This is a genomic window from Citrobacter sp. Cpo071, from assembly GCF_030332765.1.
GTDB classification, from domain to species: domain Bacteria; phylum Pseudomonadota; class Gammaproteobacteria; order Enterobacterales; family Enterobacteriaceae; genus Citrobacter; species Citrobacter portucalensis.
The window spans coordinates 163,407-189,549 of sequence record NZ_JAOWHE010000080.1 but is presented as its reverse complement, the minus strand read 5'-3'; the positions used below and the strand labels follow the sequence as shown (position 1 = coordinate 189,549).

Sequence of the window (26,143 nt, the reverse complement as noted above, 5' to 3'; positions counted from 1 at the left end):
TTGCTAGAGTTGAGATCCCAGAGGTATTGATAGGTGAAATCAACTTTCGGGTTGATCACTAGAATTACACCAGCCTGCGCAGATGCGCAGGTTTTTTTTTACCTTCAGCCTATCTGTAACAGTAACCGATAATTTACACAACTCGTTGCATTTGGGTTCATTCCTTTGCGTTTTCGCACTGGCGTATCTGGCTGCTGACGACCACAATCAAGATCCCAGAGGTATTGATTGGTGAGATTATTCGGTACGCACTTCGTACCTGTCTCTTGCACCAACCTGCGCGGATGCGCAGGTTTTTTTTCGGATTGTATTTACCAGTTACCTGTCGCGCCCATTCCCCAACTCGTATACTCTCCCACCATTGATGTTTATATAATTAATGGCACAGGGAGTTGAGATGCTATTTGGCTTTTTTCGTAATCTGTTTCGCGTGCTTTTCCGCGTTCGCGTCACGGGCGATGTCAGCGCGCTACAGGGAGAACGCGTTCTAATCACTCCCAACCATGTCTCATTTATAGACGGCATCCTGTTGGCGCTCTTTTTACCGATTCGTCCCGTCTTCGCTGTTTACACCTCGATCAGCCAGCAATGGTATATGCGCTGGCTAACTCCGCTGATTGATTTCGTACCGTTAGATCCAACCAAACCGATGTCGATTAAACATCTGGTTCGTCTGGTCGAACAGGGCCGTCCGGTGGTTATTTTCCCGGAAGGACGTATTTCGACCTCCGGCTCGTTAATGAAAATTTATGACGGCGCGGGGTTTGTTGCCGCTAAGTCGGGGGCGACGGTGGTTCCTGTGCGCATTGAAGGCGCGGAGCTTTCCCGCTTTAGCCGCCTGAAAGGTTTGGTTAAACAGCGATTCTTCCCGCGCATCCGCTTACACATCCTACCGCCCACACAACTGCCGATGCCGGAAGCTCCGCGTGCTCGCGATCGCCGCAAAATTGCCGGAGAGATGCTGCATCAAATTATGATGGAAGCACGCATGGCGGTTCGTCCGCGTGAAACGCTATACGAGTCGCTGCTGGCGGCGAAATACCGTTTTGGCGCAGGCAAAAACTGCATTGAAGATGTTAACTTTACCCCGGACAGCTACCGCAAACTGCTGACAAAGACGCTCTTTGTGGCCCGTATTCTGGAAAAATACAGCGTCGAAGGTGAAAAAATCGGCCTGATGCTGCCAAACGCGGGGATCAGCGCGGCGGTTATTTTTGGCGCCATTGCGCGTCGACGCATTCCGGCCATGATGAACTACACCGCGGGCGTGAAAGGATTAACCAGCGCCATTACTGCGTCTGAAATTAAAACGATCTTCACATCCCGACAGTTTCTCGATAAAGGCAAACTCTGGCATTTACCGGAACAGCTCACCCAGGTGCGTTGGGTTTATCTGGAAGACTTAAAAGCTGATGTGACCTTCAGCGATAAGCTGTGGATTTTCTCACATCTGCTGGCACCGCATCTGGCGCAGGTGAAGCAGCAGCCGGAAGACGCTGCGGTGATCCTCTTTACTTCTGGCTCAGAAGGCCATCCGAAAGGTGTGGTTCACAGTCATAAAAGCATTCTGGCGAACGTTGAGCAGATCAAAACGATTGCCGATTTCACCGCCGATGACCGTTTTATGTCGGCGCTGCCGCTGTTCCACTCCTTTGGCCTGACGGTGGGATTATTCACGCCGCTACTGACTGGCGCAGAAGTGTTTCTTTATCCCAGCCCGCTGCATTACCGCATTGTGCCAGAGCTGGTATACGACCGGAACTGCACCGTGTTGTTTGGTACTTCAACGTTCCTCGGCAACTACGCGCGTTTTGCGCATCCGTACGATTTCCACCGCCTGCGCTATGTGGTGGCGGGAGCGGAAAAACTTCAGGACAGCACAAAGCAGCTGTGGCAGGAGAAATTTGGCCTGCGCGTTCTTGAAGGCTATGGCGTGACGGAATGTGCGCCGGTTGTGTCGATTAACGTACCAATGGCGGCAAAATCGGGAACGGTAGGGCGCATCTTGCCTGGTATGGATGCTCGACTGTTGGCCGTTCCGGGAATTGAGGACGGTGGGCGTTTACAGCTGAAAGGTCCTAATATTATGAGTGGCTATTTGCGCGTCGAAAAACCTGGCGTGCTGGAAGTGCCGACAGCAGAGAATGCGCAAGGTGAGATTGAGCGCGGCTGGTATGACACCGGAGACATCGTGCGCTTTGATGAAAACGGCTTTGTACAGATTCAGGGGCGCGCTAAGCGTTTCGCTAAAATTGCCGGAGAGATGGTTTCGCTGGAAATGGTTGAGCAACTGACATTGGCGGTATCCGCAGACAAAATGCACGCCACGGCGATCAAGAGTGATGCCAGCAAAGGTGAGGCGCTGGTGCTGTTCACTACCGACAGCGAGCTGACACGTGAAAAACTACAGCAGTATGCGCGGGCGCACGGTGTACCTGAACTCGCCGTACCGCGTGATATTCGCCATCTGAAGCAACTCCCCTTACTCGGCAGCGGTAAGCCGGATTTTGTTACGCTGAAAAGCTGGGTCGATGAGCCGGAAAAACAACATGAGTGAGTCAGTGCACACTAACACTTCAATCTGGTCCAAAGGGATGATGTCCGTTATCGCCGCGCAGTTTCTGTCGGCGTTTGGCGATAATGCGTTGCTGTTTGCTACGCTGGCGTTGCTGAAAGAACAATTCTATCCGGACTGGAGTCAGCCAATCCTGCAAATGGTGTTTGTGGGCGCTTACATTCTGTTTGCTCCCTTTGTGGGACAGGTGGCGGATAGCTTTGCCAAAGGCAGAGTGATGATGTTCGCGAACGCTCTGAAACTGCTGGGCGCGGCGAGTATTTGCTTCGGTATTAATCCGTTTCTTGGGTATACGCTGGTGGGGATCGGCGCGGCGGCATATTCACCGGCCAAGTACGGCATTCTCGGTGAACTGACTACCGGCGACAAACTGGTGAAGGCTAACGGCCTGATGGAAGCCTCCACCATTGCCGCGATTTTGCTCGGTTCTGTCGCCGGCGGCGTTCTGGCCGACTGGCACGTGATTGCCGCGCTTTCTGCATGTGCCCTGGCCTATGCTGGCGCGGTGGTGGCTAACCTGTATATCCCGAAACTGGCCGCGGCTCGTCCTGGCCAGTCCTGGCATCTGGGGAAAATGACGCGCAGTTTCTTCTGTGCTGCTTCATCGTTGTGGCGTAATGGCGAGACGCGTTTCTCGCTGGTGGGAACCAGCCTTTTTTGGGGCGCGGGTGTTACGCTGCGTTTTCTGCTGGTGCTGTGGGTCCCGGTGGCGCTCGGCATCACCGATAACGCCACACCGACCTACCTCAATGCCATGGTAGCAATCGGGATTGTGGTCGGTGCGGGTGCGGCAGCGAAGCTCGTAACGCTGGAAACCGTGTCGCGCTGTATGCCTGCGGGGATCCTGATTGGCGTAGTGGTGCTGATTTTCTCTCTTCAACATTCGCTGCTTCCGGCTTACGCATTGCTGATGCTTATCGGCGTGTCGGGTGGCTTCTTTGTGGTACCGCTGAATGCGTTGCTGCAGGAACGGGGTAAGAAAAGCGTCGGCGCGGGTAATGCGATAGCGGTGCAAAACCTGGGCGAAAACAGCGCGATGCTGTTGATGCTCGGTATTTACTCACTGGCGGTGCTGGTGGGGATCCCGGCTGTTGCGATTGGTATTGGATTTGGTGCGCTGTTTGCGCTGGCGATTGCGGCGCTGTGGATTTGGCAGCGCCGCCATTAGTCTGTTGTATGCTGTTGCCGGATGCTCACTTTGTAGGCCTGATAAGCGTAGCGCCATCAGGCGCTAATCGTCACGGTTCGAGATGAGCATGCTATGAATGTGCCGGATGGCGGCGTTGCCTTATCCGGCCTACAGGATGCTCACTTTGTAGGCCTGATAAGCGCAGCGCCATCAGGCGCTAATCGTCACGGTTCGAGATGAGCATGCTATGAATGTGCCGGATGGCGGCGTTGCCTTATCCGGCCTACAGGATGCTCACTTTGTAGGCCTGATAAGCGCAGCGCCATCAGGCGCTAACTGTTACGGTGCAGGATAGGTATACACCTGATGCACCGCTTCAATCTCTGCCAGTACTTCTTCGCTCAACTCCAGATGCAGACTTTCAACGTTGGTTTTTAGCTGCTCCATCGTCGTGGCGCCCAGCAAAGTGCTGGCGACAAACGGCTGACGACGCACGAACGCCAGCGCCATTTGCGCAGGATCCAGATTATGGCGTTTCGCGATATCTACATAGGCCGCAACGGCTTTCTGCGTCTGCTCGCCGCTGTAGCGCGTGAAACGACTAAACAACGTATTGCGTGCACCGGCAGGTTTCGCGCCATTCAGGTATTTCCCGGTTAACGTACCGAAGCCCAGGCAAGAGTAAGCCAGCAGCTCAACGCCTTCATACTGGCTCACTTCAGCCAGTCCAACCTCAAAGCTGCGGTTCAGCAGGCTGTAGGGGTTCTGGATGGTGGCGATGCGTGGCAGATCGTGTTTGTCCGCCAGGTGCAGATAGCGCATCACGCCAAACGCGGTTTCATTAGAAACGCCGATGTAGCGAATTTTCCCGGCGCGCTGAAACTCGGCCAGTGCGTCCAGCGTATCGAGAAGGGAAACGACCGGCGCGGAGTCTGTCCAGCTGTAGCCTAACTTACCAAAACAGTTAGTCGGGCGCTGCGGCCAGTGAACCTGATACAGATCCAGATAATCGGTTTTCAGTCTTTTCAGGCTGTCGTGCAGCGCTTCACGGATATTTTTACGGTCAAGCGCCTGATTCGGTCGAATGCCGCTGTCGTTGTTACGTGATGGTCCGCTGACCTTAGACGCAACGAGCAGCTTTTCGCGGCTGCCGTGTTTGGCGAGCCAGTTACCTACGTAGGTTTCGGTGAGACCCTGGGTTTCAGGACGCGGCGGTACCGGATACATCTCGGCAACGTCGATCAAATTAATGCCCTGTGCTACGGCATAATCGAGCTGTGCATGTGCGTCGGCTTCGCTGTTTTGTTCACCAAACGTCATTGTGCCCAGCCCCAGTGTACTGACTTCCAGCGAGCTGTGGGGTATACGGTGATATTGCATAGCCGTTTCCTTTTTATAATCACGACATAAGGATTATAAAAATGGCTGAGGGAAGAGAAAAAGGGAAGTAAAATTGTTAAGGCCAGCGCGCTGCTGACCTCAACCATCAGCGTTCAATGATTTGAGACACATCATCACGGTTAATCTGCATCGCATTGCCCTGCTGGTCGTGATAGCTCACCAGACCGGTATCATCGTCAATTTCTGGTTTTCCATCGGTCAGGATCATTCGACCATCTTTTGTCGCCATAACATAATCGCTGCTGCATCCGGAAACGGCAAAAGCCAGTCCTACGGCGGAAATCAAAACTGCCCATTTTTTCATCTGCTTATCCTCACATGGCCTGCGTCTGACAATAGTTTAGTAATAACGCGAAGTTGTGCATGGTGAAAGCAGTAAAATCTTAAACTGTGAGAAGGGGTAGGTGTGGCCGGCATTCGCTCCCCTTGCAGGGAGCGATGGGTTTCCTCAGAGCGGATTTTTTTTATTACGCCACAGGTTCAGGGTCTCTACAGCGATAGAGAAGAACATGGCGAAATAGATATATCCTTTCGGAACGTGGACGTCGAAACTTTCCAGAATTAGCGTAAAACCGACCAAAATCAGGAACGAGAGCGCCAGCATTTTCACCGAAGGGTGGCGATCGACAAACTCACCAATCGGGCGAGCAGCAAACATCATCACGCCTACGGCAATCACCACCGCCGCCATCATGATAAACAGATGATCGGACAAACCAACCGCAGTAATCACGGAATCCAGACTGAAGATAATGTCTAACAACATGATCTGTACAATCGCGCCCAGGAAAGAAGATACGCGGGTTTTTAACCCCTCTTCCTCACCTTCAATGGATTCGTGGATCTCTTTACTGGCTTTCCAGATCAGGAACAATCCCCCCAGCAGAAGGATCAGGTCGCGTGCTGATATCGCCTCGCCAAACAGCTCGAATAACGGGTTTGTCAGCCGCGTTACCCAGGCGATAGAAGCCAGCAGTGCCAGACGCATGATCATCGCCGCCGCCAGCCCAATACGTCGGGCATGATTGCGTTGCGCTGTCGGGAGTTTGGCTACAACCAGAGAAAGGAAAATAATATTGTCGATCCCAAGAACGATCTCCAGCAGCGTCAGCGTACCGAGCGCAAGCCAGGCGTTAGGATCGGTTATCCATGCAAATAACATCGAACAAAGTCCTGCCAAAAAAAAGAAGCGGTAATTATAGGCCCGTAACGCGGCGGGTGAAAGGCCGGACGGTGCCTATTGCGCCTGGAACAAGAAATGTCGCTCAAGCAATGCGCGGGTGAAGTTCTTTTTCAGGTAAAAGCCGCGTGGCAGGGTCAGGATGGGTTCGCCGTTGGCGCCAATGGCCTCGGTAAGCGCGCGGGCGTTGGCGGCTTTAGGACGCAGTTGCAGTACTTCCCCATGGCGAGCGGTGATGCGTTCGACATGTCCTAACACAATCATGTCCATTAACTCTTCCCAGTCCAGACGCAATTGCCGGTCTTCTTCTTCATTCGGGCTCCACAGCAGGGGAGAGCCGACGCGGCGCTCAGCCAGAGGGATGCTGCGTTCGCCTTCTACCGGGATCCACAGAACACGTTTGAGTTTGTGCCGTACATGGCTGGTTTCCCAGGTGACGCCGGTATTGCCGGTTAACGGCGCCACACACACAAAGGTGGTTTCCAGCGGTCTGCCAAGACTGTCCACAGGGATCGTTTTCAGCTCCACGCCAAGCGCCGCAAAATCCTGCTCTGGTTTACTGCCCGCGCTGGCACCGAGCCAGATTTCCAGCAGGACGCCAATCCAGCCTTTATCGCGCTTAAGATCCTTCGGCGTAACGATTCCCGCCATTGCCGCTAATTCTCCTAACGCGTAGCCCGAAAGCTGCCGTGCCTGGCTCAGCAACTGGGCTTCAGATTCAGGGGGAGAAAGTAACGGACGGAGTTCTGGCATCGGGTTAACCCTTAGGTGAAAAAATGAGCAATGATTTTATACCGTGTGGACAGAGTTTATCTTTTTCCACATGCTTTATTCAATTCTATGATTTATATTGGTTTTTAGATTCACGTTCGCAGAGTTGCGCAACAGCGAAGCGGGTTTTCCAATTCTGGTCACTGACAATGAACAGGATCTTACACCATGTTATCCACAGAAAGATGGGATAACTGTGAAAAACCCCCACTACTGTTTCAATTTACAGCCTTGACGTGCGACGAAAATCGAATTTTCACACAAATTGTGCCTAACTTATTGGCATAATCTGTGGATAAAACCAACGCTGGTCGATCTTTCATCAGCGTGAAGATCGTATGCGTGATGCACATCACATTTCTGTGTGTTTATCTGCGTGGATCGGTTTTAACTTTATGAATGTATAAGAGTATTTTTGATATGTGACGAATGTCTTATTCGGACTGTTCTGGGTTTTCCCATAGTAATTCCGTACTTCTTCACAACTATATCCACAGAAAAGGTGAATAAAATCGCCTTGCTTGCCCTTCTTCTGTTTATAACTCGGCCTTTAACTGTGAGTTATTCAATTGTTATTAGAATATCGCACCCTTAACAGAGTGGTTTACCGCCCCTCAGGAGTGTGAAACAATCGTTTGTATATAAGGTTTATGTTGAGGTAGTCCGGTGATTGATGACGATGGCTACCGCCCGAATGTAGGGATAGTAATTTGTAACCGCCAGGGGCAGGTCATGTGGGCCCGGCGATTTGGTCAGCACTCCTGGCAATTCCCACAAGGTGGGATCAACGCAGGAGAGACAGCAGAGCAGGCGATGTACCGGGAACTCTTTGAAGAAGTGGGTCTCAGTCGTAAAGATGTACGGATCCTTGCTTCTACTCGTAACTGGTTGCGTTACAAGTTACCGAAACGTTTGGTGCGTTGGGACACGAAGCCGGTTTGTATCGGCCAGAAACAAAAATGGTTTCTTCTGCAATTGGTCAGCAGCGATGCTGAAATCAATATGCAAACCAGCAGTACACCTGAGTTCGACGGCTGGCGCTGGGTGAGTTACTGGTATCCGGTTCGACAGGTGGTGTCATTTAAACGCGATGTCTATCGCAGGGTGATGAAAGAATTCGCAAGTGTTGTCATGGCGCTTCAGGAGAGCACTCCTAAACCGCAAAGCGCACCTGCGTACAGACGTAAAAGAGGTTAAGCTACGCAAATTATGCTCACCCGCCTGCGCGAAATAGTCGAAAAGGTGGCCAGTGCTCCGCGTCTGAACGAAGCGCTGAATATACTGGTTACCGACATCTGTCTTGCGATGGATACAGAGGTCTGTTCGGTTTATCTGGCCGATCACGATCGACGTTGTTATTACCTCATGGCGACCCGGGGACTAAAAAAACCACGTGGTCGCACTGTCGCACTCGCGTTTGATGAAGGTATCGTTGGCCTGGTTGGCAGGCTGGCGGAACCTATCAACCTCGCCGATGCGCAAAAACATCCCAGCTTTAAATACATTCCTTCGGTAAAAGAAGAGCGTTTTCGTGCATTCTTAGGCGTACCGATCATTCAGCGTCGCCAGCTTTTAGGTGTGCTGGTGGTGCAGCAGCGTGAACTGCGTCAGTACGATGAAAGTGAAGAGTCTTTCCTCGTCACGCTCGCCACGCAAATGGCGGCCATACTTTCGCAGTCGCAGCTAAACGCGCTGTTCGGCCAGTACCGTCAAACGCGCATCCGTGCGCTGCCTGCCGCTCCCGGTGTGGCAATAGCCGAAGGCTGGCAGGATGCGACGCTGCCGTTGATGGAACAGGTCTACCAGGCTTCAACGCTGGATCCTGTGCTTGAACGCGAGCGACTGACCGGTGCGCTGGAAGAGGCGGCGAACGAATTCCGCCGCTACAGCAAGCGTTTTACCGCTGGGGCGCAGAAAGAAACGGCGGCGATCTTTGATCTTTACTCGCACTTACTTTCCGATACCCGTCTGCGCCGCGAGCTGTTTGCGGAAGTGGATAACGGTTCGGTGGCCGAGTGGGCGGTTAAAACGATCATCGAAAAGTTTGCCGAACAGTTCGCCGCGCTGAGCGATAACTACCTCAAAGAGCGGGCCGGAGATTTACGCGCGCTGGGCCAGCGCCTGCTGTTCCACCTTGATGACTCTATCCAGGGGCCGAATGCCTGGCCGGAACGCTTTGTGCTGGTGGCGGACGAACTTTCGGCGACCACGCTGGCGGAGCTTCCTCAGGACCGGTTAGTTGGCGTGGTTGTCCGGGACGGCGCAGCCAACTCTCATGCGGCAATTATGGTGCGTGCGCTGGGTATCCCTACCGTCATGGGGGCCGATATCCAGCCGTCGGTGCTGCATCGCCGTACGCTGGTGGTGGACGGTTATCGCGGTGAACTGCTGGTCGATCCGGAACCGGTATTAATCCAGGAATACCAGCGTCTTATCAGTGAAGAAATTGAGCTGAGCCGCCTGGCGGAAGACGACGTCAACCAGCCAGCACAGCTGAAAAGCGGCGAGCGCGTGAAGGTGATGCTCAATGCGGGCCTCAGCCCGGAACATGAAGAAAAGCTGGGTAGCCGAATCGACGGCATTGGCCTCTATCGCACCGAAATCCCGTTCATGCTGCAAAGCGGATTTCCTTCGGAAGAAGAACAGGTTGCGCAGTATCAGGGTATGCTGCAAATGTTTAACGACAAGCCGGTGACCCTGCGTACGCTGGATGTCGGCGCCGATAAACAGCTGCCCTACATGCCGATCAGTGAAGAGAACCCGTGCCTTGGCTGGCGAGGGATCCGCATAACGCTCGATCAGCCGGAGATCTTTTTGATCCAGGTTCGCGCTATGCTGCGTGCGAATGCGGCAACCGGAAACTTGAGCATTTTGCTGCCGATGGTAACCAGCATCGATGAAGTGGACGAAGCGCGACGTTTGATTGAACGCGCCGGACGCGAAGTGGAGGAGATGATCGGTTACGAGATCCCGAAACCGCGCATTGGCATCATGCTGGAAGTTCCGTCGATGGTGTTCATGCTGCCGCATCTGACAAACCGGATAGACTTTATCTCGGTTGGAACCAACGACCTTACCCAGTACATACTGGCCGTCGATCGTAACAACACACGGGTAGCCAGCATTTATGACAGCCTGCATCCGGGGATGTTGCGTGCGCTGGCGATGATTGCGCAGGAAGCCGAAAGAAGCGGTATCGATTTGCGCCTGTGTGGTGAAATGGCGGGCGACCCGATGTGCGTGGCTATTCTGATCGGTCTCGGTTTCCGTCATTTGTCGATGAACGGTCGTTCTGTCGCTCGCGTAAAATATCTGCTGCGTCATATCGATTTTGATGAGGCGCAAACGCTGGCGCAGCGCAGCCTGGAGGCACAGATGGCAACAGAAGTACGCCATCAGGTAGCGGCCTTCATGGAGCGTCGTGGCATGGGGGGCTTGATTCGCGGGGGATTGTAGGTCTGATAAGCGTAGCGCTATCAGGTATTACGGGGGATAGAGATTACCTATACAGATCTTTTACATCTTCCCGGCATCCGCTTCTAACCCCTTGTGCTATCATTCGCACCTTTGGAGCGCCTGCATTATGCAGGCGCGCTTATCAATTGCTGTCTGACTTCAGCGAAATAACAAGAACTTGTGGTGACAGATGACCAGTAGCTATCTGCATTTTCCGGATTTCGATCCGGTCATTTTCTCAATCGGACCCGTCGCGCTTCACTGGTACGGCTTAATGTATTTGGTGGGGTTTATTTTCGCGATGTGGCTGGCGACGCGCCGCGCGAATCGTCCGGGCAGTGGCTGGACCAAAAATGAAGTAGAAAACTTACTGTATGCGGGCTTCCTCGGGGTTTTCCTCGGTGGGCGTATTGGTTACGTACTGTTCTATAACTTCCCGTTATTCCTCGATAATCCCCTGTATCTGTTCCGCGTCTGGGACGGCGGTATGTCCTTCCACGGTGGACTTATCGGTGTGATCCTGGTGATGATTATCTTCGCCAAACGCACTAAGCGTTCGTTCTTCCAGGTTTCTGATTTCATTGCCCCGCTGATTCCCTTTGGCCTTGGTGCAGGGCGTCTGGGCAACTTTATCAACGGTGAGCTGTGGGGACGCGTTGACCCGAACTTCAAGTACGCCATGCTGTTCCCGGGCTCCCGTACCGAAGATATTTTACTGCTGCAAACTAACCCGCAATGGCAGTCTATTTTTGATACCTACGGCTCGCTGCCACGCCACGCCTCACAGCTTTATGAGATGGCGTTGGAAGGCGTTGTGCTGTTTATCATTCTGAACTTGTACATTCGCAAACCGCGCCCGATGGGCTCGGTATCCGGTCTGTTCCTGATTGGTTATGGCGCGTTTCGTATTATTGTTGAATTCTTCCGCCAGCCGGATGCGCAGTTTACCGGCACCTGGGTACAGTACATCAGCATGGGGCAGATCCTCTCTATCCCGATGATTGTCGCAGGCATTATTATGATGGTTTGGGCGTACCGCCGCAGCCCACAGCAACACGTTTCCTGAGGAACCATGAAACAGTATTTAGAACTGATGCAAAAAGTGCTGGATGAAGGCACACAGAAAAACGACCGTACCGGAACCGGAACGCTTTCCATTTTTGGTCATCAGATGCGTTTTAATCTGCAGGAAGGGTTCCCGCTGGTTACGACTAAACGCTGCCATTTACGCTCGATCATTCATGAGCTGCTGTGGTTCTTGCAGGGCGATACTAACGTTGCCTACCTGCATGAAAACAACGTCTCAATCTGGGACGAATGGGCGGATGAAAACGGTAATTTAGGCCCGGTTTATGGCAAACAATGGCGCGCGTGGCCTACGCCAGATGGTCGCCATATCGACCAGATCACCACCGTGCTAAACCAGCTGAAAAATGATCCGGACTCTCGCCGCATCATCGTTTCCGCATGGAACGTCGGTGAGCTGGATAAAATGGCGCTGGCACCGTGCCATGCGTTCTTCCAGTTCTACGTGGCGGATGGCAAGCTCTCCTGCCAGCTGTATCAGCGTTCGTGCGATGTGTTCCTCGGCCTGCCGTTTAACATTGCCAGCTACGCTTTGCTGGTACACATGATGGCGCAGCAGTGCGATCTGGAAGTGGGTGATTTTGTCTGGACCGGCGGCGACACGCACCTGTACAGCAACCATATGGATCAAACGCATCTGCAGCTTAGCCGTGAACCTCGCGCGCTGCCGAAACTGGTTATCAAACGTAAGCCTGAATCAATCTTTGACTATCGCTTCGAAGACTTCGAAATTGAAGGCTACGATCCGCACCCGGGTATTAAAGCACCGGTAGCTATCTAACCTGTTTCATGCTGTCACAACCGACGCCCATGTGCGTCGGTTTTTTTTGTCTCAAATCGCGTTCTTCGGCGCGGATTCCTGAAATATTGCAACGGCCTGTAACGCGCTAAATATTCCCCATAGCTCGCCGTAGAAACCGAATTTCCCGCTCGTTATTCATTTTCCTCACGCCATACTGGCGACATGAAAAAACAACAAGGTTACACGCTTCTCGAAACCCTGATTGCGATGCTGATTGTCGCGGCGCTTGGTGCATCTGGGCTGTATGGTTGGCAGCGCTGGCAGCAGCAACAGCGGCTGTGGCAGACCGCCTGCCAGGTGCGGGACTACCTGCTGCAACTGCGTGAAGATGCTAACTGGCGTAACCGCGATCATGTGATAAGCGTGATTCGGGATGGCACATCATGGTGTTTTGTCAGCTCTGCGGCTTCGCAAACCACGTGTCGACCCGCTTCGTCTTTGGTTTTTACACCGCCCTGGGACGACGTCGAAATGGCAGAGATAACACCTTCACTGGCCTTTTTTGGACTGCGCAATACGGCATGGGCCGGACATATACGTCTGAAAAATGCGAATGGGGAATGGCGCGTGGTGGTGTCTGGCTGGGGGCGAATCAGGCTTTGCGAGCGCGATGAGGCCAGATTATGTCAGTAAATGAACGGGGATTTTCACTGCTGGAGATGCTCATTGCCATGGCGATTAGCAGTATTTTATTGCTTAGCTCAGCACGATTTTTACCGGCGCTACAGCGAGAGATTCTGCGTAACACACGCCAGTTAGTACTGGAAGATGAAATATGGCAGCGGGTCTACACCGTGGCGAAGCATCTTCAGCGGGCGGGGTATTGCCGGGGAAACTGTGTCGGAGAGGGACTGGTGATATCGGCTAAGGGAGACTGTGTTATTGCCCGCTGGGATGCCAACAGCAATGGCGTTTGGGAAAGCAGTCCCGTGAAAGAGGCTGATTCTATTGGGTTTCGTTTACAGGACAAGGTGTTGGAAACCGTGCGTGGAGCCACCGGCTGCACTGGCAAAGGATGGGAGAAAATGACCGATCCGGCCACGATGCAGATTGAGGCATTCCAGGTTGAAAGGCTGAATTTCAGCGGATATTCCCCGCTTCTTACGCTGCGTTTGCGTGGAGTGGGCAATGACCAACCACAAAAAGTTGTTGAAGCGGTCTACAGCGTTACGGGATTCAACCTGTGAACCGTGAGAGAGGCGTATCCTCTCTGGCAATGGTCCTGTTGCTGCTGGTGCTCGGTAGTCTGCTGCTGCAAGGCGTTAGCAGACAGGAGGCCAGTTTTGCTGCGCGTGTGGCCACACAAAGTCAGGCGCTGCAGCGTCAGGCGGTAGTGCAATCCGCGATGGAATGGGGGCGTATGCAGCCCTGGCGCTTACAACCCCCCGTACAGTGTCGGCGCGTTCCCACGCAGGATGCCGCGGTTTGCCTGCGCCGGCTTACCAATAATTATGTGCTGCTTATTGCCCACTATGAAGGGATATCGTTATGGCGTCAGGGGGTGGTTATTGATGGCAACATAGAATTCTCGGCGCGTGGCTGGAGCGATTTTTGTCCGCTAAAGGAGCAGACGTTATGCCAGATCCCCTGAACAGACAGCGTGGCTTTAGTCTGCCGGAAGTGATGCTGGCAATGGTACTGATGATCATGATTGTGACCGCGTTGTCAGGATACCAGCGGGTACTAATGAACAGCTTTATCATCAGAAACCAATATCAGCAACTCTGGCGCCACGCCTGGCAGCAAACCCAGCTGTACCCGTTTTCATCGCCTGTGAACTGGCAGGTTAACCGAATGCAGACAACGAGAGCGGGATGTGTCAGCATCAACGTTATAATTTCTTCACCCCTCGGCAGGCAGGGTCAGATGACGCGTCTGCATTGCCCGAATCGTCAGTAGTCAGGAGTCGCTATGTTAAGGGTCTACCACTCCAACCGTCTGGATGTGCTGGAAGCGTTAATGGAATTTATCGTTGAGCGCGAGCGGCTGGACGACCCCTTTGAACCTGAGATGATCCTGGTTCAAAGTACCGGTATGGCTCAGTGGCTACAAATGACTCTTGCACAGAAGTTTAGTATTGCCGCCAATATCGATTTTCCGCTGCCCGCGAGTTTTATCTGGGATATGTTTGTGCGCGTGCTGCCGGATATCCCGAAAGAGAGTGCGTTCAGCAAACAGAGCATGAGCTGGAAGTTGATGACGCTGTTGCCACAATTGCTGGATAGCGATGACTTCGCATTGCTACGCCACTATCTGACGGACGACACTGATAAACGTAAGCTTTTTCAGCTTTCCTCGCGCGCGGCTGACCTTTTCGATCAGTATTTAGTCTACCGCCCTGACTGGTTGACCCAGTGGGAAGCGGGGCGACAGGTTGAGGGACTTGGCGAGTCTCAGGCCTGGCAGGCACCGTTGTGGAAAGCGCTGGTGGAATACACCGCGGAATTGGGCCAACCGCGCTGGCATCGTGCCAATTTATACCAACGATTTATTCAGACCCTGGAAAATGCGTCTGAATGTCCGCAGGGGCTGCCTTCTCGCGTCTTTATTTGCGGAATTTCGGCGCTACCGCCGGTTTATTTGCAGGCATTGCAGGCGCTGGGTAAGCACATTGATATTCATCTGCTATTTACCAACCCTTGTCGCTACTATTGGGGCGACATTAAAGATCCTGCCTGGCTGGCGAAGCTGATGGCTCGTCAGCGTCGGCACAGCTTTGAAGAACGGCATCTGCCGCTGTTTCGTGATAACCAGAAAGCCGAAGGATTATTTAACAGCGATGGCGAACAGGATGTGGGCAACCCGATGCTGGCCTCGTGGGGCAAGCTGGGGCGTGATTACATTTATTTGCTTTCGGAGCTGGAAAACAGTCAGGAACTGGATGCGTTTGTCGATATTACGCCTGACAACCTTTTGCATAATATTCAATCGGATATTCTGGAACTTGAAAGTAATGCCGTGGCGGGCGTTACGCTGGAAGAATATTCCCGTAGCGACAATAAACGCCGGCTTGAGCTGAACGACACCAGTGTGACTTTCCATGTCTGCCATAGCCCACAGCGCGAGGTGGAAATTCTTCATGACCGGCTGTTGGCCATGCTGGAAGCGGACCCAACGCTGACGCCGCGCGATATTATTGTGATGGTGGCGGACATCGACAGCTACAGCCCATTCATTCAGTCGGTCTTTGGTAGCGCGCCAGCCGAGCGTTACTTACCTTATGCAATATCTGACCGTCGGGCACGCCAGTCTCATCCCGTCTTACAGGCCTTTATCAGCCTGCTGTCGCTGCCGGATAGCCGTTTTGTCTCAGAGGATGTCCTGGCGTTACTGGATGTTCCCGTGCTGGCGGCGCGTTTCAACATTGATGAAGAAGGGTTGCGCTATCTTCGCTTATGGGTCAATGAATCCGGGATTCGTTGGGGAATTGACGACGATAACGTGCGTGAACTGGAACTTCCACCTACAGGTCAGCATACATGGCAATTTGGTTTAACGCGTATGCTGCTCGGCTACGCGATGGAAAGCTCGCAGGGCGAGTGGCAATCGGTATTGCCTTACGATGAGTCCAGCGGCCTGATTGCCGAGCTGGTAGGGCATCTGGCCTCGTTGCTGATGCAGCTTAATCTCTGGCGTAGAGGGTTAGCGCAGGAACGTCCGCTGGAAGAGTGGCTACCCGTTTGTCGGGAAATGCTTAATGATTTCTTCCTACCGGACGCGGACACCGAAGCGGCAATGACGCTGATTGAACAGCAGTGGCAGGCCATTATTACCGAAGGTTTAGGGGCCGAGTACGGCGATGCTATACCGCTCTCTCTGTTGCGTGATGAGCTAGCCCAGCGCCTTGACCAGGAACGCATCAGCCAGCGCTTCCTGGCGGGGCCCGTTAACATTTGTACGCTGATGCCGATGCGCTCCATTCCGTTCAAAGTGGTGTGCCTGCTGGGTATGAACGATGGGGTTTATCCGCGTCAGCTTGCGCCGCTGGGCTTTGATTTAATGAGCCAAAAACCGATGCGGGGTGACCGCAGTCGTCGCGATGATGACCGCTATCTGTTCCTCGAAGCATTAATCTCGGCACAGCAGACGCTCTACATCAGCTACATTGGCCGCTCTATTCAGGATAACAGCGAGCGCTTCCCGTCGGTGCTGGTGCAAGAACTGATGGACTACATTGGACAAAGCCATTATCTGCCGGGCGATGAATCGTTGACCTGCGATCAAAGCGAGGCAAGGGTAAAAGCGCATATAACCCGTTTGCATACCCGTATGCCCTTTGATGCACAAAACTATTTGCCGGGCGAACAGCAAAGCTATGCCCGGGAATGGCTGCCTGCGGCGAGTCTGTCAGGAAAAGCGCACACGGATTTTGTGCAGCCTCTTCCCTTTGAAATGCCAGAAACGCTAACGCTGGAAACGCTGCAGCGATTTTGGGCACATCCGGTACGCGCCTTTTTCCAGATGCGTTTAAGGGTCAACTTCCGCTCTGAAGAGAGTGAGATCCCGGATACGGAACCTTTCACTCTTGAAGGGTTAACCCGCTACCAGCTTAATCAGCAATTGCTTAATACGCTGGTTGAAGAGAACGATGCTGAACGACTGTTCCGCCGTTTTCGTGCGGCGGGCGCGCTACCCTATGGGCCGTTTGGCGAAATTCTGTGGGATACGCAGCGTCAGGAAATGCAGTCGCTGGCTGAACGCATTATCGCCTGTCGTCAGCCCTGTCAGAGCATGGAAATCGATCTTAACTGTCACGGCGTGCAAATCACCGGTTGGCTGCCGCAGGTGCAAGAGGATGGTTTGTTGCGCTGGCGCCCATCTTTGATAAGCATTGCGCAGGGTGTGCAACTTTGGCTGGAACATCTTGTCTATTGTGCCAGTGGCGGTAGGGGAGAGAGCCGATTGTTCCTGCGTAAAGACGGAGAATGGCGTTTTCCGCCGCTGGATGCAGAACAGGCGTTGCTGTACCTGTCGCAACTCATTGAGGGGTATCGGGAAGGCATGTCGTCACCGTTGCTGGTATTGCCCGAAAGCGGTGGTGCATGGATAAAAACCTGTTATGACGCCGCAAATGATGCCATGTTAGATAACGATGCAACGTTGCAAAAAGCGCGCAGTAAGTTTCTGCAAGCCTATGAAGGCAACATGATGGTACGTGGCGAAGGTGATGATATCTGGTATCAGCGTCTTTGGCGTCAACTGGATGCTGATACGCAGGAGGCTATTGTTTTACAGTCACAGCGCTATCTGTTACCGATTTTTCGCTTTAACCAGTCCTGATGACTGTATAAAAATTGCGCAATTCGATGGCTTCCACTATGATGCGCATTCTGTCACGGACTGATTCTTACAAAGAGAAGATGCTGATTTGTTCAGCACAAAGTCTTGCCCTGTTCAGGCCACGTATTGATACGTGGTTTGCAGTGAACAGGTGAATACGTTAATGATGAGGTTTGTGAATGCCCCGCAGCACCTGGTTCAGCGCATTATTGTTGTTCGTCGCCCTTTGGGTTCCCGTAAGTCAGGCAGATACCGGTTGGCAGCCTTTAGCTGAAACCATCCGTAAAAGCGATAAAGACACCCGTCAGTATCAGGCCGTGCGCCTTGATAACGGCATGGTTGTGCTGCTGGTATCCGATCCTCAGGCCGTGAAATCCCTTTCTGCACTGGTAGTCCCCGTGGGCTCGCTGGAAGATCCGGACGATCATCAGGGGCTGGCGCACTATCTCGAACACATGTGTCTGATGGGCTCGAAAAAATACCCACAGCCGGACAGCCTGGCTGAATTCCTGAAAATGCACGGCGGTAGCCACAATGCCAGCACTGCGCCTTATCGTACGGCCTTCTATCTTGAAGTCGAAAACGACGCGCTGGTGGGGGCGGTGGATCGCCTGGCGGATGCTATTGCCGATCCATTGCTGGATAAAAAATATGCCGACCGCGAGCGTAACGCGGTTAACTCCGAGCTGACACTGGCGCGTACCCGAGACGGGATGCGTATGGCGCAGGTGAGCGCTGAGACGATCAACCCGGCGCACCCAGGTTCGCGTTTCTCTGGCGGGAATCTTGAGACATTAAGCGATAAACCGGGCAACCCGGTGCTGCAAGCATTACAAAAATTTCATGAAAAGTACTACTCTGCGAACCTGATGAAGGCGGTGATTTATAGCAATAAACCGCTGCCAGAGCTGGCGCGGATAGCGGCTGACACCTTTGGGCGCGTACCGAACAGGAATATCGCAAAGCCTGAGATTACCGTCCCGGTCGTCACTGATGCGCAAAAGGGCATCATCATCCACTATGTTCCGGCAATGCCGCGTAAAGTATTGCGCGTCGAGTTTCGTATCGATAACAACAGCGCGCAGTTCCGCAGTAAAACCGATGAACTGGTGACCTACCTGATTGGCAATCGTAGCCCGGGCACGTTGTCTGACTGGCTGCAAAAGCAGGGCCTGGTTGAAGGTATTCGCGCAGACTCCGATCCGGTGGTCAACGGGAACAGCGGCGTATTAGCCATTTCCGCGACGTTAACCGACAAGGGGCTGGCGAACCGCGATGAAGTTGTCGCAGCAATCTTTAGCTACCTCAATTTGTTACGCGAGAAAGGTGTCGATAAACGCTATTTTGACGAGCTGGCGCACGTGCTGGATCTCGATTTCCGTTATCCCTCCATCACCCGTGATATGGACTATGTGGAATGGCTGGCTGATACCATGATCCGCGTTCCTGTCGAGCATACGCTGGATGCGGTGAATATAGCTGATCAGTACGATGCGAAAGCCGTTGAGCAACGTCTGGCAATGATGACGCCGCAGAATGCGCGTATCTGGTATATCAGCGCGAAAGAGCCACATAATAAAACCGCTTATTTTGTCGATGCGCCTTACCAGGTGGATAAAATCAGCGACAAAACCTTTGCCGACTGGCAGCAAAAAGCGCAGGGCATTGCGCTGTCGTTACCGGAGTTGAACCCCTACATTCCGGATGATTTCACGCTGATTAAGACGGATAAAAAATACGCTCATCCTGAGCTGATCGTTGATGAGCCGGATTTACGCGTGGTGTATGCCCCGAGCCAGTATTTTGCCAGCGAGCCGAAGGCTGACGTCAGCGTGATCCTGCGTAACCCGAAAGCCATGGACAGCGCCCGCAACCAGGTCTTATTCGCACTTAACGATTACCTGGCAGGGATTGCGCTCGATCAGTTAAGTAACCAGGCATCGGTAGGTGGAATTGGTTTCTCTACCAACGCTAACAATGGGTTGATGCTTAACGCCAACGGCTACACCCAACGTTTGCCGCAGCTTTTTCAGGCGCTGCTGAGTGGCTATTTCAGCTATACCTCAACGGACGAACAGCTGGAACAGGCGAAATCCTGGTATGCCCAGATGATGGATTCCGCAGAAAAGGGTAAAGCTTACGATCAGGCTATTATGCCGGTGCAGATGCTTTCTCAGGTGCCGTACTTCTCCCGCGACGAGCGCCGTAAGCTGCTGCCTTCCATCACCCTGAAAGAGGTGATGACCTACCGCGACGCCTTAAAAACCGGTGCGCGACCTGAATTCCTGGTCATTGGCAATATGAGCGAAGCTCAGACGACGAGCATGGCGCGGGATATCCAAAAACAGCTTGGTGCGAACGGGTCACAGTGGTGTCGCAACAAAGATGTGGTTGTGGACAAGAAGCAGTCCGTCATCTTCGAAAAAGCAGGCAGCAGCACGGATTCAGCGCTGGCCGCGGTATTTGTGCCAACCGGATACGATGAATACGCCAGTTCAGCCTACAGCGCTATGTTAGGTCAGATTGTTCAGCCGTGGTTCTACAATCAGCTGCGTACTGAAGAACAGTTAGGCTACGCCGTATTTGCTTTCCCGATGAGCGTTGGCCGTCAGTGGGGAATGGGGTTCCTGCTGCAAAGCAGTGATAAGCAGCCGTCTTACCTCTGGGAGCGTTATAAAGCGTTCTTCCCGACGGCGGAAGCGAAGCTGCGGGCGATGAAACCTGAAGAGTTCGCGCAAATTCAGCAGGCGATTATTGCGCAAATGCTACAGGCGCCGCAAACGCTGGGGGCAGAAGCCTCACAGTTAAGCAAAGATTTTGATCGCGGCAATATGCGCTTCGATTCACGTGATAAAATAGTGGCTCAGATTAAACTGCTGACGCCGCAAAAACTTGCCGACTTCTTCCATCAGGCGGTGGTTGAGCCGCAAGGCATGGCGATATTGTCACAGGTTTCCGGCAGTCAGAATGGGAAAGCAGAATATGTGCACCCGGAAGGCTGGAAAGTGTGGCAGACCGTCAGCGCGTTGCAGCAAACCTTACCCCTGATGAGTGATAAGAATGAATGATGCCGCTGAGTCCCTTGATCCACTGCGCTTGCCCCTGACGGGCGAGCGCCTGATTGAAGCCTCTGCGGGCACCGGTAAAACCTTTACCATCGCCGCCCTGTATTTACGTTTACTGCTTGGACTGGGCGGCTCTGCCGCCTTTCCTCGTCCTCTGACCGTCGAAGAACTGCTGGTGGTTACCTTCACCGAGGCGGCTACCGAAGAGTTGCGTGGTCGAATTCGTAGCAATATTCATGAACTGCGAATTGCCTGCCTGCGTGAAACCACCGACAACCCGCTATATGCCCGTTTGTTAGATGAAATTGCCGATAAAAAACAGGCCGCGCAGTGGCTGCTATTGGCTGAAAGACAGATGGATGAAGCGGCGGTGTTTACCATCCACGGCTTTTGTCAGCGTATGCTCAGTCTCAATGCCTTTGAGTCAGGCATGCTGTTCGAACAGCAGCTGATAGAAGATGAATCGCTGCTGCGCTATCAGGCCTGCGCGGACTTCTGGCGTCGGCACTGCTACTCGCTGCCCCGCGACATTGCGCAGGTGGTTTTTGAAACGTGGAAAGGACCGCAAGCGCTGCTGAGAGATATCGATCGCTATCTGCAGGGGGAAGCGCCGGTTATCAAGGCGCCACCGTCTGATGACGAAACGCTGGCCTCCCGGCATGAACAAATTCTCGCGCGCATTAACCAGATCAAGCAGCAATGGCGTGATTCTGTTGATGAGCTGGATGGCCTGATGGAAGCCTCCGGAATTGACCGGCGTAAATTTAATCGCGGTAATCAGGGCAAGTGGATCGAAAAGATCAGCGCGTGGGCGCAGGAAGAAACACAAAGTTACCAGCTTCCTGACGCGCTGGAGAAATTCTCACAGCGTTTTCTGGAAGAGCGAACCAAAGCGGGCGGGATAACCCCTCAGCACCCGCTGTTTGTAGCTATTGATGAACTGCTTAGCGAACCGTTAACTCTCCGCGATCTGGTGATCACCCGGGCGCTGGCGGAGATCCGCTCGGCAGTTGCCGAGGAAAAACGTCGCCGCGGCGAGCTGGGTTTTGACGATATGCTCAGCCGTCTGGATGCGGCGTTGCGCAGTGAAAGCGGCGATGCGCTGGCGACGGCTATTCGTACTCGTTTCCCGGTCGCCATGATCGATGAATTCCAGGATACCGATCCGCAGCAGTACCGTATTTTTCGTCGGATCTGGCAGCATCAGCCGGATACCGCACTGCTGCTAATTGGTGATCCGAAACAGGCAATTTACGCGTTTCGCGGCGCGGATATCTTCACCTATATGAAGGCGCGCAGCGAAGTCAGCGCACACTATACGCTTGATACCAACTGGCGTTCGGCCCCCGGCATGGTCAATAGCGTGAATACGCTTTTCAGCCAGATGGACGACGCCTTTATGTTCCGCGAAATCCCTTTCAGCCCGGTAAAATCCGCAGAAAAAAACCAGGCGTTACGGTTTGTTTTGCACGGCGAAACGCAGCCAGCTATGAGTATGTGGCTGATGGAAGGAGAAAGTTGCGGCGTAGGCGATTATCAGAGCTACATGGCCCAGGTGTGCGCCACACAAATTCGCGACTGGCTTAAAGCCGGGCATTCTGGCGCAGCGCAACTGGTCAGTGGCAAAGCATCCAGCCCGGTACGCGCGTCAGATATCAGCGTACTGGTGCGTAGCCGCCAGGAAGCGGCGCTGGTCCGTGATGCGCTGACGCAACTGGCCATTCCCTCTGTCTACCTCTCCAACCGTGACAGCGTATTTGAAACACTGGAAGCGCAGGAGTTGCTATGGGTGCTGCAGGCGGTGATGACGCCGGAACGTGAGAACACGTTGCGTAGCGCGCTGGCGACCTCAATGATGGGGCTGAATGCGCAGGATATTGAAGCGTTAAATACCGACGAGAATGCCTGGGATGCGGTGGTCGAAGAATTCGACGGCTATCGTCAGATCTGGCATAAACGCGGCGTGATGCCGATGCTACGTGCGCTGATGACGGCTCGCCAGATTGCAGAGAACCTGCTGGCGACGGCGGGAGGCGAACGTCGACTGACCGACATTTTACATATCAGCGAACTGTTGCAGGAAGCGGGCTCGCAGCTGGAAAGCGAGCATGCGCTGGTGCGCTGGTTGTCCCAGCATATTCTTGAACCCGACAGCAACGCGTCCAGCCAGCAGCTCAGGCTGGAAAGCGACAAGCATCTGGTCAAAATCGTCACCATCCATAAATCGAAAGGGCTGGAGTATCCGCTGGTCTGGCTGCCGTTTATCACCAATTTCCGCGTTCAGGATCAGGCTTTCTACCACGATCGTAGCTCTTTTGAAGCCGTGCTGGATCTCAGCGATGCTGTGGAGAGCGTTGAGCTGGCCGAAGCGGAGCGTTTGGCAGAAGATCTGCGTTTGCTTTATGTCGCGCTAACCCGTTCGGTATGGCACTGCAGCCTTGGCGTTGCGCCGTTGGTGCGACGCCGGGGCGATAAAAAAGGGGATACCGATGTGCATCAGAGTGCCCTTGGCCGCCTGTTGCAAAAAGGCGAGCCGATGGATGCCGTGGGTCTGCGTGGCGCGATTGAAGCGCTTTGCAGCAATGATATTGCTTGCCAGACACCCGCGCAGCCTGACGGTGAACCCTGGCAGGTTGCGCAGGCTGTTAGCAGCGAACTGAGTGCAAAAATACTGCAGCGTAAGCCCGGTGATAGCTGGCGCGTGACCAGTTATTCCGGTTTGCAACAGCGTGGACAGGGTATCGCGCAGGATCTGATCCCAAGACTGGATATCGATGCCGCAGGCGTCGGTGAGGTTATTGAAGAGTCAGGGCTTACACCGCATCAGTTTCCGCGCGGCGCTTCGCCGGGTACATTCTTGCATAGCCTGTTTGAAGACCTCGATTTTACGCAACCGGTGGATCCGCATTGGGTCGAGGAGCAACTGGCGTTGGGCGGTTATGACGCACACTGGACGCCGGTTTTGACCGAATGGCTGGACGCCATTTTGCAGGCGCCTCTCAACGAGACGGGCGTGAGTTTGAGCCAGCTATCCGCGCGTGAAAAACAGGTGGAGATGGAGTTTTATCTGCCGATTTCGCAGCCGTTGATGGCCAACCAGCTTGATGCGTTAATTCGCCAATACGATCCGCTATCGGCGGGGTGCCCTGCGTTGGACTTTATGCAGGTTCGCGGCATGCTGAAAGGCTTTATTGACCTGGTATTCCGCCACCAGGGGCGTTATTACCTGCTCGATTACAAATCGAACTGGCTGGGCGAAGACAGCTCCGCCTATACGCAGCAGGCAATGGCCTCTGCCATGCAGGCGCATCGCTACGACCTTCAATACCAACTTTATACCCTCGCGCTGCATCGCTACTTACGCCATCGCATTGCTGATTACGATTATGAACGCCATTTTGGCGGCGTTATCTATCTCTTCCTGCGCGGCGTTGACAGTGAAAATCCGCAGCAGGGAATTTACGCGACCCGACCTGACGGAGAGTTGATTGCGTTGATGGACGAGATGTTTGCCGGTGCGGTGCAGGAGACGATGTTATGACAATCCAGAAACGATTTCTGGAGGCTGTTGAGCAAAAACAGCTCCGGCCTCTGGATGCTCAGTTCGCGCTGGCGGTTGCCGGAAGTGACAACCCTGCCGTTGCGCTGGCTGCGGCGTTGCTCAGCCGTGAAGCGGGAGAAGGGCACGTCTGCTTACCGCTTTCACGGTTATCTCTGAGCGAGGACGCGCATCCTCTGTTAAGCGCCTGGCTCGCTGAAACGGGCGAGCCAGAAGACTGGGCGGAATGTCTGCTGGCATCCAGTGCGGTAAGCCGTGGCGAGCAACCCACGCCGCTGGTGCTGTACGGCGATCGCCTGTATCTGAACCGGATGTGGCACAACGAACGTACCGTAGCTCGCTTTTTCAGTGAAGTGAACCACGCCATTGAAGTGGATGAACAACGGCTGACCCACACGCTGGCGGCGCTGTTTCCGCCATCGGAGGGGGTTAACTGGCAAAAAGTAGCCGCTGCTGTTGCGCTCACCCGCCGGATATCGGTGATCTCCGGCGGACCGGGGACGGGAAAAACGACAACGGTCGCAAGGCTGCTGGCGGTGTTGATTCAAATGGCCGACGGTGAGCGCTGTCGTATTCGACTGGCGGCGCCAACGGGAAAAGCGGCTGCGCGCCTGACCGCCTCACTAGGCGCGGCGCTACGAGAACTACCGCTAACCGATGAGCAAAAGAAACGCATCCCCGATGACGCCAGTACGCTGCATCGATTATTAGGCGCTCAGCCTGGCAGTCAGCGTCTGCGTCATCATGCGGGAAACCCGCTGCATTTGGATGTGCTGGTGGTGGATGAAGCCTCGATGATTGATTTGCCGATGATGTCGCGCCTTATCGATGCGCTGCCGCCGCACGGACGGGTGATTTTTCTGGGCGATCGCGACCAGCTCGCTTCCGTCGAAGCGGGGGCCGTGCTGGGGGATATCTGTGCTTTCGTTGGTGACGGGTTTACCCCGGAACGCGCCCGCCAGCTCAGTCGCCTGACCGGGAGCGCTATTCCTGCCGGTTCGGGAATTCAGGCAGCAGCGTTGCGCGACAGTCTGTGCCTGCTGCAAAAGAGCTACCGTTTCGGCAGCGATTCCGGAATCGGTCAGTTGGCCGCGGCGATTAATCGCGGCGACAAAACTGCGATAAAAACGGTGTTCCAGCAGGGATTTAGCGACATCGAAAAACGCACGCTACACAGCAGCGAGGATTATGCCGCGATGCTGGATGAGGCGCTGGCGGGATATGGGCACTACCTGGATTTGTTGCACGAGGGTGCCGAGCCGGGGGCTGTCATTCAGGCCTTCAATGAGTATCAGCTGCTATGCGCCCTGCGGGAAGGTCCGTTTGGCGTTAGTGGTTTGAATGAACGTATTGAGCAGGTGATGGCGCAAAAACGTAAAATTCATCGTTCGACGCATAGCCGCTGGTATGAGGGAAGGCCGGTGATGATCGCGCGCAATGACAGTTCGCTGGGATTATTTAACGGTGATATCGGCATTGCCCTTGACCGTGGACAGGGCCTGAGGGTGTGGTTTGCGTTGCCGGATGGTTCCATCAAATCGGTGCAGCCCAGCCGCTTGCCTGAACATGAAACCACCTGGGCGATGACGGTGCACAAATCGCAGGGATCTGAGTTTGACCACGCGGCGTTGATTTTACCCAGCCAGCATTCACCCGTGGTTACCCGCGAGCTGGTCTATACCGCCGTTACCCGCGCGCGCCGCCGCCTGTCGCTGTATGCCGATGAGCGGATATTGAGCCGCGCCATTGCCACCCGTACCGAACGTCGCAGCGGACTGTCAGCATTATTTAATGACGGCATGATGTAGATGTAGGCCGGATAAGCGTCAGCGCCATCCG

18 protein-coding genes are annotated in these 26,143 nt (G+C 53.9%); 14 read left to right on the top strand and 4 right to left on the bottom strand.

The window, feature by feature from the left end:
• Positions 1–397 precede the first annotated feature (397 nt).
• Positions 398–2,557: a bifunctional acyl-ACP--phospholipid O-acyltransferase/long-chain-fatty-acid--ACP ligase gene (gene aas, locus OGY09_RS12875; protein WP_032944860.1), complete on the top strand. Its 2,160-nt coding sequence runs from the start codon at positions 398–400 to the stop codon at positions 2,555–2,557.
• Complete coding sequence (gene lplT / locus OGY09_RS12870; protein ID WP_008785713.1) at positions 2,550–3,743, top strand: lysophospholipid transporter LplT; 1,194 nt, start codon at positions 2,550–2,552, stop codon at positions 3,741–3,743. The genes aas and lplT overlap by 8 nt, the downstream gene beginning before the upstream one ends.
• A gap of 300 nt (positions 3,744–4,043) precedes the next feature.
• On the opposite strand, the gene OGY09_RS12865 is transcribed toward lplT, so the two are convergent.
• The 4 genes from OGY09_RS12865 to mutH all read right to left on the bottom strand — a co-directional run bounded on the left by OGY09_RS12865 (position 4,044) and on the right by mutH (position 7,038).
• The gene (locus OGY09_RS12865) at positions 4,044–5,084 is read right to left on the bottom strand and encodes an NADP(H)-dependent aldo-keto reductase (RefSeq protein ID WP_032944858.1); all 1,041 of its coding nucleotides are present in this window, start codon (positions 5,082–5,084) and stop codon (positions 4,044–4,046) included.
• A gap of 106 nt (positions 5,085–5,190) precedes the next feature.
• Complete coding sequence (gene ygdR, locus OGY09_RS12860) at positions 5,191–5,409, bottom strand: lipoprotein YgdR (protein ID WP_000758660.1); 219 nt, start codon at positions 5,407–5,409, stop codon at positions 5,191–5,193.
• A gap of 144 nt (positions 5,410–5,553) precedes the next feature.
• Positions 5,554–6,267, bottom strand: coding sequence for a TerC family protein (locus tag OGY09_RS12855; RefSeq protein WP_003033961.1), 714 nt, complete (start codon positions 6,265–6,267; stop codon positions 5,554–5,556).
• A gap of 75 nt (positions 6,268–6,342) precedes the next feature.
• Complete coding sequence (gene mutH / locus OGY09_RS12850) at positions 6,343–7,038, bottom strand: DNA mismatch repair endonuclease MutH (protein WP_003033965.1); 696 nt, start codon at positions 7,036–7,038, stop codon at positions 6,343–6,345.
• A gap of 684 nt (positions 7,039–7,722) precedes the next feature.
• Here mutH and rppH point away from each other — a divergent pair.
• The 12 genes from rppH (at position 7,723) to recD (ending at position 26,112) form a co-directional block, all read left to right on the top strand.
• Positions 7,723–8,253, top strand: coding sequence for an RNA pyrophosphohydrolase (gene rppH / locus OGY09_RS12845; RefSeq protein WP_003825602.1), 531 nt, complete (start codon positions 7,723–7,725; stop codon positions 8,251–8,253).
• 12 nt (positions 8,254–8,265) lie between these two features.
• Positions 8,266–10,512 carry a phosphoenolpyruvate--protein phosphotransferase gene (gene ptsP, locus OGY09_RS12840; RefSeq protein ID WP_003825604.1) on the top strand — a complete coding sequence of 749 codons (2,247 nt, stop codon included), beginning with the start codon at positions 8,266–8,268 and terminating at the stop codon, positions 10,510–10,512.
• Between the two features lie 190 nt (positions 10,513–10,702).
• Positions 10,703–11,578, top strand: a complete 876-nt coding sequence (lgt, locus tag OGY09_RS12835) for a prolipoprotein diacylglyceryl transferase (protein ID WP_003825606.1) — start codon at positions 10,703–10,705, stop codon at positions 11,576–11,578.
• A 6-nt stretch (positions 11,579–11,584) separates the two neighbouring features.
• Entirely contained in the window at positions 11,585–12,379 is a 795-nt protein-coding gene (gene thyA, locus OGY09_RS12830; RefSeq protein ID WP_003033990.1) for a thymidylate synthase, read from the top strand.
• 183 nt (positions 12,380–12,562) lie between these two features.
• A complete protein-coding gene (locus tag OGY09_RS12825) occupies positions 12,563–13,033 on the top strand; it encodes a prepilin peptidase-dependent protein (RefSeq protein WP_032944856.1) in 471 nt (156 codons plus the stop codon).
• Complete coding sequence (locus tag OGY09_RS12820) at positions 13,024–13,587, top strand: prepilin peptidase-dependent protein (protein ID WP_032944854.1); 564 nt, start codon at positions 13,024–13,026, stop codon at positions 13,585–13,587. The genes OGY09_RS12825 and OGY09_RS12820 overlap by 10 nt, the downstream gene beginning before the upstream one ends.
• Positions 13,584–13,991, top strand: coding sequence for a DUF2509 family protein (locus OGY09_RS12815; protein WP_032944853.1), 408 nt, complete (start codon positions 13,584–13,586; stop codon positions 13,989–13,991). Before OGY09_RS12820 ends, OGY09_RS12815 begins: the two co-directional genes overlap by 4 nt.
• Positions 13,976–14,299, top strand: coding sequence for a prepilin-type N-terminal cleavage/methylation domain-containing protein (locus OGY09_RS12810; RefSeq protein WP_008785708.1), 324 nt, complete (start codon positions 13,976–13,978; stop codon positions 14,297–14,299). The genes OGY09_RS12815 and OGY09_RS12810 overlap by 16 nt, the downstream gene beginning before the upstream one ends.
• Before the next feature lie 12 nt (positions 14,300–14,311).
• The gene (gene recC / locus OGY09_RS12805; protein ID WP_032944852.1) at positions 14,312–17,680 is read left to right on the top strand and encodes an exodeoxyribonuclease V subunit gamma; all 3,369 of its coding nucleotides are present in this window, start codon (positions 14,312–14,314) and stop codon (positions 17,678–17,680) included.
• Between the two features lie 179 nt (positions 17,681–17,859).
• Positions 17,860–20,748, top strand: coding sequence for a pitrilysin (ptrA, locus tag OGY09_RS12800; protein ID WP_032944851.1), 2,889 nt, complete (start codon positions 17,860–17,862; stop codon positions 20,746–20,748).
• Positions 20,741–24,286 (top strand): exodeoxyribonuclease V subunit beta, encoded by a 3,546-nt coding sequence (gene recB, locus OGY09_RS12795; RefSeq protein ID WP_032944850.1) that lies wholly within the window; start codon positions 20,741–20,743, stop codon positions 24,284–24,286. Before ptrA ends, recB begins: the two co-directional genes overlap by 8 nt.
• Positions 24,283–26,112, top strand: coding sequence for an exodeoxyribonuclease V subunit alpha (recD, locus tag OGY09_RS12790; RefSeq protein WP_032944849.1), 1,830 nt, complete (start codon positions 24,283–24,285; stop codon positions 26,110–26,112). Before recB ends, recD begins: the two co-directional genes overlap by 4 nt.
• Positions 26,113–26,143 lie beyond the last annotated feature (31 nt).